Source organism: Pedobacter cryoconitis, from assembly GCF_003259615.1.
Lineage (GTDB): Bacteria > Bacteroidota > Bacteroidia > Sphingobacteriales > Sphingobacteriaceae > Pedobacter > Pedobacter cryoconitis.
Genome location: NZ_QLLR01000056.1, coordinates 1 through 8,272 on the forward strand (window position 1 = coordinate 1; position 8,272 = coordinate 8,272).

8 protein-coding genes and 1 pseudogene are annotated in these 8,272 nt (G+C 37.7%); 6 read left to right on the forward strand and 3 right to left on the reverse strand.

The genetic code is table 11. The features are described from left to right. Positions 1-208 (forward strand): ATP-binding protein (locus LY11_RS26045; protein WP_170132787.1); only part of this gene is annotated, 208 nt, incomplete at its 5' end. Between the two features lie 111 nt (positions 209-319). Here LY11_RS26045 and LY11_RS26050 read toward each other — a convergent pair. Next, positions 320-814: an exodeoxyribonuclease III gene (locus LY11_RS26050; RefSeq protein WP_317048018.1), complete on the reverse strand. Its 495-nt coding sequence runs from the start codon at positions 812-814 to the stop codon at positions 320-322. 520 nt (positions 815-1,334) lie between these two features. Between LY11_RS26050 and LY11_RS26055 the strand changes: the two genes are divergently transcribed. Genes LY11_RS26055 through LY11_RS26070 form a run of 4 tightly spaced genes read left to right on the forward strand, consistent with a single transcriptional unit; the run spans position 1,335 to position 6,186 of the window. Further along, a complete protein-coding gene (locus tag LY11_RS26055; protein WP_111636506.1) occupies positions 1,335-3,257 on the forward strand; it encodes a type VI secretion system Vgr family protein in 1,923 nt (640 codons plus the stop codon). A gap of 1 nt (position 3,258) precedes the next feature. Continuing rightward, the gene (locus LY11_RS26060; RefSeq protein ID WP_111636507.1) at positions 3,259-4,209 is read left to right on the forward strand and encodes a hypothetical protein; all 951 of its coding nucleotides are present in this window, start codon (positions 3,259-3,261) and stop codon (positions 4,207-4,209) included. Beyond that, positions 4,202-5,539: a DUF4280 domain-containing protein gene (locus tag LY11_RS26065; protein ID WP_111636508.1), complete on the forward strand. Its 1,338-nt coding sequence runs from the start codon at positions 4,202-4,204 to the stop codon at positions 5,537-5,539. Before LY11_RS26060 ends, LY11_RS26065 begins: the two co-directional genes overlap by 8 nt. Before the next feature lie 20 nt (positions 5,540-5,559). Then, positions 5,560-6,186 (forward strand): DUF4272 domain-containing protein, encoded by a 627-nt coding sequence (locus tag LY11_RS26070; protein WP_146610940.1) that lies wholly within the window; start codon positions 5,560-5,562, stop codon positions 6,184-6,186. Between the two features lie 502 nt (positions 6,187-6,688). Here the strand turns inward: LY11_RS26070 and LY11_RS26075 are convergent. Beyond that, positions 6,689-7,558: pseudogene (locus tag LY11_RS26075) on the reverse strand (IS3 family transposase); the annotation flags it as partial. Between the two features lie 40 nt (positions 7,559-7,598). Further along, positions 7,599-7,739, reverse strand: coding sequence for a hypothetical protein (locus tag LY11_RS26835; RefSeq protein WP_170132788.1), 141 nt, complete (start codon positions 7,737-7,739; stop codon positions 7,599-7,601). 257 nt (positions 7,740-7,996) lie between these two features. Here LY11_RS26835 and LY11_RS26080 point away from each other — a divergent pair. After that, on the forward strand, positions 7,997-8,272 hold a 276-nt coding region (locus LY11_RS26080; protein ID WP_211321664.1), incomplete at its 3' end, for a hypothetical protein.

Here is an 8,272-nt window from a genome sequence, read left to right on the forward strand (position 1 = left end):
CACGATCATTACTTCTAATAAATCCTTCGATAAATGGCATGAGATCTTCGGTATGGACACAGTGTTAACAGCAGCACTACTGGATAGGCTTACCCACAAATCTTTCCTGGTAAATATGAATGGAAAATCCTATCGGATGAAAGAAACTAAGAGCATGATGGGATCCAAAAACGTTAACAAAGCAGTTGAGATATCGGCCAATACCTAAAAGAAAAAACTACTAAGCTGAGCAGCAATGTGCTGCCAGTATTGAACTTAATATCTTACATTTGAGCCTCGCTAACTGGTACACTTTTCAACCGGAATCCTGGTACATAATTCAACTGGTATAAACAGGCTTGTAAGTATCCAGGTCAGTGGGAATAATATTATAATCACCGATAAGGGCAACTGGTAAATCAAAACTTTGGAGCTTCTTTGCATGTTTTGAAAACCGTTTGATCCATTTGAGTTTATAGTCAAACTTCGGCCCAGGATAGGGATTCCCATTAGGCAAATATAAACAACCAATCACAACCCCATTAATGAAAGCTTCAATATAGCGGCTATGTAAATCCTCGGGATCACCATCTAGTCCTCTGCGTGTTTCTTTAATTTCTCCATACCGGGAAAGGATCGCAACACCGTTCCAGCTTTTTTCGCCATGCCAAATCGAATGATAGCCAGCTTCAAGAAGTGTTTGTTGTGGAAATTTTTCGTCTGGCGATTTCAGTTCTTGAAGACAAACTACATCGGGTGAAGCAATTTTTAACCACTGCAATAAAACAGGCAAGCGTCCATTGATGCCATTAATATTATAGGTTGCAATCTTCATAGGTCTAACTTAATCTGGATATGTGTATAAATCACTCTTCCTGTTTTCTGTTTGTTATCCATAATTAGAAGTTTTTCATCCTATAACATCTTTGTATTAAAGTTGTTTTCTCAAAATAACCAGGGCTATCAGATCGAGCCTTAAAACAATCTAACCGTCTATTAATCACTATTTTTTTTGCAGAACTTGCTCTATTTGAAGTTCAGTCCTCCATAAAAGGTCTCTTTAACATCTTCTCGCACTTGAGTCTTTTTATTTTGCGAAGGATAAGGCGGATTTTTTCATCCGCACGCGATAAGGTTTGTAATCACAGGACAGCTATGAATTTGCATTGTCCACTTCTTAGCCGCTTCCATTAAGGATATATATTGATTTTTTAATGCCCTCATCGTTAGGGAAAGAAACTGAACAATTAAAACCTCGGCTATAGCTATGTTTGCCACTGAATAACGCCAATTCACGTAATAAACTTTATTACAAGCAATTAGGGGATGTATTATTGATACTAAATCCTAATATCATGGAAATCAATCTCATAAAGGAAATACATATTGGTGATAAAGCCATCTCGCATTTCACCTCATTCTCGCTTAAACAGAAATTTAATGCGCACCATTATTTTGAGCTTAGATTTAACCATGATCAGCTTGGATTGCCTGGTTTAATCACTTTAGATGATAGCCGGGATTTTGTGGGAGAAACTTTAACCGCTTCAATTGGATATCTGACAGAGACTCCGCAAAACTTTGCTGGAATAGTTACAAAAGTAGAACTTACACAAAGTAACGGCTATCATGGTATTTTAATAGTGAGCGGCTATAGTCCAACGATATTGATCGACAGAGGGCCCGATCTGGGATCTTACCTGGCTAAATCACTAAATGATATTGTTTCTTTAGCTACTCACGATACACCAGCCAATGATTTGCGTATTGTAGCGAATGCGAGTCGTAAAGCTCCAATAGATTATGTAATCCAATACAGAGAGAGTGACTTTGAGTTTCTGAACCGGCTAAGTGGTGAATACTATGAATGGTTTTTCTATGATGGCGTGAACCTTAACTTCGGTAAACCTGATCAGCAAAAGGAAGTTTCCTTGTTTTATGGAAGAGACGTACACAGCCTGCAATATGGAATGGAGGTTGCGCCGATTAAGAATAAACGGTTTGCTTACAACCCAAGGCAAGATGAAATGCTTCAAAGTGAGAGCACAGGGCAGGCCAATGGAAGATCAGACCTGGTTCACGCTATAAATGCTTCTAACAAGATCTATAGCAAGACCTTTAATCAGCCCTCATCTGTCAGAGTGGATAATGGCAGTGATATTAAAAATCAGGTAGATAATGAAGAGAAGGCAAGCATCAGTAAGTTATTAAAAATAACAGGCTCAGGTGATAATCCGCAGGTGGCATTAGGATCAATTGTAGAAATAACGATGAGCTTAAAACAGGGGATCACTTTTGCTACTGAAAGTCTTGGTCAATTTCTAATCACTTCTTTAGAGCATACCATTGATGAAAGAGGCCATTATACGAATAAGTTTGAAGGTTTAGTTTCGACAACCGAACGAATAGCTGTCGAAAATTATCAACGCCCAAATCCTGACATGCAGTTAGCAGATGTACTTGATAATGATGATCCGCAAGGGCAGGGGCGTGTAAAGGTTAAATTTAAGTGGGCTTGTCAAACTAACGATCCAACAGAATGGCTGCGGGTAATGAGCCCAAATGCAGGTACGGGTGAAACTGGTGTGAACAGAGGTTTCCATGTGATCCCGGAAAAAGGAGACCAGGTCATGATTTCTTTTGAAGAAGGGAATATTGCCAGACCGGTAGTATTGGGAAGCGTATATCATGGTAAAAGTGGTGATAGTAAAGGATTTAAAAATAGCAATACTAAAGGACTGACATCAAGGAAAGGGAGCGCGTTATCGTTTGACGATTTGGCGCATGGTTTATTTTTAGGAACAAGTGCGGCAAATTTTGTGAAAATCAGGAATGGCTCAGGAATGATCACGACCATGGCAAAAAACAAAGTAACTATTCAAACAGGCGATAGTATCATCACCATGAGCCATCTGGGAGAAATTTCAATCACCGGTAAAAATATAAATATCAATGGGACTGAAAGCATCAATGTGCAGTCGCCGAAAATAACGATAGGCAATCTTGTTCCACCCGCTCCGCCAGAAGAGGGGGCACCTGCACCTACGGAAGAGGAAATGGCTAATCAAAAGGCTAATCCTGTACCTCCGATAACAGAAACTTTAGATTTCAATGCTAAAACGATCACTGTAATTGGTGAAGATAAGTTAGAGGCTACGGCAAAAATCGTTGACTTGGGAGATATTAAGGAAGGAAAAACCTCTGTTTATGGAAAAGCTATTGATATAGATGGGATAGACGAAATCAACCTGTCTTCTAAAATCATTAATTCCAATTAATATGAGTTGGCTAAATGATCTTTTAGGCTTTGGTAAAAGTGAAGCAGAATTGGAAACGGAGGCATTTCCACCCGTAAATGGTTCTTGTAAACAGCGATATAGTTTTGTTTACACACATAAACATTTCCTAGGTGACAGCTTTCTCAATCATAAAATAACGGGTGAGGTAGCTATAGGGATAAATTTTTATAGTGGTAATATCCAGCGATGGAGCATTCTATTTAGTAACATTGACTATGACTGGTCTTTACCCTGTTTACCAGAAACTTATTTATTCTTTAGTTGTGTAAAGCGAATAGAATGTTTTATTGATGCGAATGGGCAGATCATGGAAAAGGAGTTATACCCAATCAGCCAGAATATGGTGTTAAAGCAAAAGTTACTGGATATAGCCACCCATGTAAAGGATGCTAAACAAGCAGATGGTCTTTCCCGTTTCTTTTCTTATAATTTGGCAGAGCATAGTTTCATACAACAGATCTTACCTCTTAATCCAGTATTTAAGCAATTGATGAATGTTTTACATCTTGCCAATTTACAACAAGGACAGCCAGTACAACAAAATGTAATCAATATTCCTGAACCTTATATTATTTCTGGTTATTTCGGGAATGAGGCCATTTTGCCCATTAAAGGATGTTGGCTGAATAAACCGCCTTTGTTAAGTAATGAGCTGAATACCTGGGTTCGTACTGGTGGGCTGGATGAAGAGATGTACAGGCAACAGGGGCTGCAGGAATATTTAGGCCAGGTTACAGGTAAGCCTGATCTCGATACTAACCTGGCATTGGACTTTGCTGAACATTATCAGTTAAAACAGGATATCAGATCAAACGCAACTTCCCTGGTTTACGCAGACAGTTATCTGGAAACCATAATCGCTGATGGCTGGTATAAGGAAGAAGCTGTGGTTATACAGGCGATAGAAGATAAGGAGGAATCTCATGGCTAAAGATGATCTTTATATTCCGCATAATTCATTCCTGAACTGCGATAAGGGTGCAGTGCCAATGCAATTGGTTGCCACACCTAAAAAACATAATATATATGGTTTACCGATAGCCACAGAGGCCGATAATGTGCCTTTAGTAAATATTCCATGTTTCGGAGTTTGTTCCATCAACAATAGCCCGTGTATACCTGTAGCTCCAGAATGGAAAGGCGTACATGGTGGAGCACAAAAGGTATTGGGAAAAGCCCCTTTGCTTTCTACTTCTTATTGTAAATGCCAGAAAGGCGGGAGCATCAAAATATTTTTAACGAAGAAGGATGCGGAGGCTGCTTTAGCGGACGATAAAAAAAGCAGGGTAGATGGAATTCCGTGGTTAGATGATGCAATAGGGAATGCGCTTCTTGGCCCGGTTGGTATGGTGGCTAATAAGTTCTTTGGGAGTGATGATATTAGTCAGGGTGTTGGCCGGGGTTTCAGGAAAGGACTAAAAGGGACTTTAAATTTCTTTACGGATGATATTTGGAAAGCTGATACCTGGAAGGGTATGGGCAAGATGGCAGGTGTTGCTATTGTAGGTTATGGTGGGCCTATGGTGCTGCCAATGACCCCTGAAAAAAGATTAAAGGCTTTTGATGAAACTTTTGGCACTGATTTAAACCAGACGCATGATGCTATAGGGACTGCTATAACTCAAACGTGGGATGAGAAGGTAGTTAATGGTACTAATGCAGAACGTTCTGAGCTTGCAGGACAAACAGCTGAAATGGTTTTTGAAGCTGTATTGGGAAGTAAGGGGGCCGGGGTAGTTGCTAAGGGGACAATGGCAGGGGCAAAAATGGCATTGGGTGCGGAACGTTTTACAGAAATTACCGCAGCAATTGCTAAATTGCGTGGAGCTGTTAAACTGGAGAGTTTAATGAATAAGGTGAAGGGGATTTTTAAGGTTGGAGAAGTCAAGTCTGCCAAAAAAATGATTCTAATTCAGGCAGAAGAAGATGTGATTTGGTCGGCCGACTTAGATAAGAGTAAATCAGTCACTAGGTCTGGTCATAGAAATGCGGCTAATAAACAATTAAATGAAGCAATGAAAGAAGATCCTATTCTTCGGTCTAAAATTGAAAAATATGACCCAAATGCTTTTGAAAAGACTGAATTGTCTACCAAAGATGGAAATAAAACCGCAACGCGAAAGAACCCTGAAAATCTAGAATGGGATCATAACAACAATAATAAAAATCAAATTGACCTCAAAACAAAGGAAGATCATTTAAAGAAAACAGTAAATGATGGACAAAAAGGTGGTGGATTTAAGAAGAATTGGAAAAAATAATAAACTTAAAAATTACGAAAATGTCAACCCTTATAAGACAAAAAACCGATATTAGATTATCTGAAAACAATCTTCCAAAAGCTGAAAATTTGCCATTTTTAGATAATACGAATATCCGCTCTGATCGTGAAGTAAGTATTAGAAGTATGATTTTATTTGCATTAAAATCAATAAGCATATATCCTGAGGATATGCAGGATATAAAAGAATGGCTCTATGAGCATTTCAAAGAAAGTCTGAGTGTTTATGAAAAACAATCTCTTAGCGGATCGAAATTGGACGAGAAAAGCGAAATAAAGTTTTCTTGGTACCAAGAATCTTTGTATGTGCTTTTATGGTGTTTATCTATTGTTCCTCATATGTCGGAGCCTGATAAGGAAGCTGATCTTGAATCTTATTTGGAATTGTTTCCTCCAGAGCAAACTATAGAAAGTTTTTTTGAGCGGTGTAAATTAAGGAGTGTAGATGAATTACAATTAGAATTAGATTATTATTATAATCTACATTGGCTAAGCCGTCACAGAGCTGAATTAAAAATGACAACAGTAGATAACCTTAATAAATCCGTTGTTTTGGAGCGGAGAAAAGCATTAGAATGGGTTGTCGATGAAAAGCTATCTTGGGATGATATTAATCTGGATACATAGAGAAATTTAATTTTCTATATTTTGTTATATGATTTTAACTGTAAAAATATCTATGGAGTTTGTAAGCTTACAAATGGTCTTCAACGAAGAAAAAAACTAGTCGAAATGGATTGGAAGGTTTTTTTTCCTTTATTAATGAGATATATTCTATTCTTCCTGACAATGAAATTGGCCAATCCGCAAAAAAATCGCTTATTGATTTAAGTGTTGATGATGACAATGATCCAGATCATTTTCTGCGTGAAATTTCCGCTCTATTGAATGAACACAGTCTTTTATTAATCATGTTGGATATTAACTCAGTTCTCGTCCTGAAAAAACCTTACAGGTGATTACTGTTAGTCCTTGATGTTCTTTACACCAGATTCTGTTAGTCCTGTTTCTTCCTTACAATTATAAGAAAGCTAAATCAGTTATGCAATATTTTGATTTCAGACGGTTTAAGTTAATTGTTTAATTGGCTCTGGCTTCTTGAATCGGCTGTAGTGTTTCCATTTCATTTTCAGAATCCCCATTTCATTGTGGGCTTGATCTGGGGTGAGATAATTAACACTGCTATGGGCCGTTTTGAATTATAAATTTTGATGATTCTAGATAATGCTTTTTCTGCTTCTTTATGGTTTTGATAAACTCTTTTAGGATAGAACTCATCCTTTATAATGCCATTAACACGTTCTGCCAAAGCATTATCATATGGGCTACCACTTTGAGTCATACTAATTGATATACCTTCCTCCTTCAATATCTCCACATAATCGGCACAACAGTACTGAATTCCCCTGTCTGAATGATGTACGAGGCAAAATGGCAATTCATGTTTCCTGCTTGAGATCGCCATTTTTAAGGCCTTTATACAACCAGTCGCTTCCAGTGTTGGATGAAGAGAATAACCAACTATCTTTCTTGAATAAGCATCTGTAATTAAACTCAAATAACTAAATCCCTGAAGAGTTCTAATGTAGGTGATATCGCTAACCCATAATTGCTCAGGATCTGTTATACACATCTGTTTAATTAAATTTGGATACCTTTTTAACCAATGATTTGAATTAGTAGTTTGAACCATGCGTTTTCTGCATCGAATTAACAACCCATGAAACCGGAGTAAATCAAAAAGTTGATCTCTACCCATTTTTATACCATGCTTCAGAAATTCTGGACTTAAAAGAAATAATGCTTTTCTGGTACCCAATAGCGGCATATCACTTCTGGTTTCTTTGATGATTGTCAATACAATCATGTGAGCTATGGAGGTTTTATCAGCGTGGTTTATTGCTTCGTAATAAGCTTGTCGTGTAACACCAAACAGTGCACAGAGATTACCCAAACCTTGATTTGGGTGTTTCTGCCTTAATCTTTTGACTGTTTGGCACCAGGCTTTTTTATTATTTTTATATGCAGGTCTTCCTCACTTACTTCAATGATTGTCTGGAGTCCACTAATCTTAATTTGGCTTTTTCTAACTCCTTAGAAAGGTCCATTACTTGTTTAGCTAATATCCTTACTTTGGAATCTTCTTTGATATCAATCATAGCAGTTTTGGCTATCTCCATCGGCCTCAGGTTATTATGAGACTGCGTGGTAACCCAATCACTAACGGTTTTGCGATTGATTACTTACTCTTTGCAGCTGCTCTATGGGTTAAAAGCCCTGTTGTTATTTCCTGTACAACTTTGAGCTTAATTTTCTCATTTTAAGATCTGCTGGTTTTAGTTTGTTTTGGATTTGAAAGTCCATTTTCTTTTGTCATTTTTAAAGCTTTAGGGTCTTATACGGATATAGGTTTACAGTTTTGAGTTAATTGACTCAAATGAAAGCACTAGAAACGGAGCCAAAAACTTACTCCAAAACCTTTAGAGAAAAGCTAGTTATTATGGTAGTTTATCAGAATCTACCTGCCAAAGCTGTTGCAAAAATGCACCATTTACCCAGTGTCCATATGCTCACCAATTGGGTAAGTATTTATAAGAAAAAATTAGAAAAAGGAGCTGTATCTTTATTACCTATGGATCCCAAAGTTAAAGATTCCAAAGCTCTTCAGGCTAGAATCAGGCAATTAGAGAAATCCTTGGATAAAGCGAATGTG

Excerpts from the sequence above, each read along its gene's own strand:
- LY11_RS26050 (WP_317048018.1), bottom strand. The coding sequence starts at position 814 with ATGAAGATTGCAACCTATAATATTAATGGCATCAATGGACGCTTGCCT.
- LY11_RS26055 (WP_111636506.1), top strand. The coding sequence starts at position 1,335 with ATGGAAATCAATCTCATAAAGGAAATACATATTGGTGATAAAGCCATC.
- LY11_RS26060 (WP_111636507.1), top strand. The coding sequence starts at position 3,259 with ATGAGTTGGCTAAATGATCTTTTAGGCTTTGGTAAAAGTGAAGCAGAA.
- LY11_RS26065 (WP_111636508.1), top strand. The coding sequence starts at position 4,202 with ATGGCTAAAGATGATCTTTATATTCCGCATAATTCATTCCTGAACTGC.
- LY11_RS26070 (WP_146610940.1), top strand. The coding sequence starts at position 5,560 with ATGTCAACCCTTATAAGACAAAAAACCGATATTAGATTATCTGAAAAC.
- LY11_RS26835 (WP_170132788.1), bottom strand. The coding sequence starts at position 7,739 with ATGGAGATAGCCAAAACTGCTATGATTGATATCAAAGAAGATTCCAAA.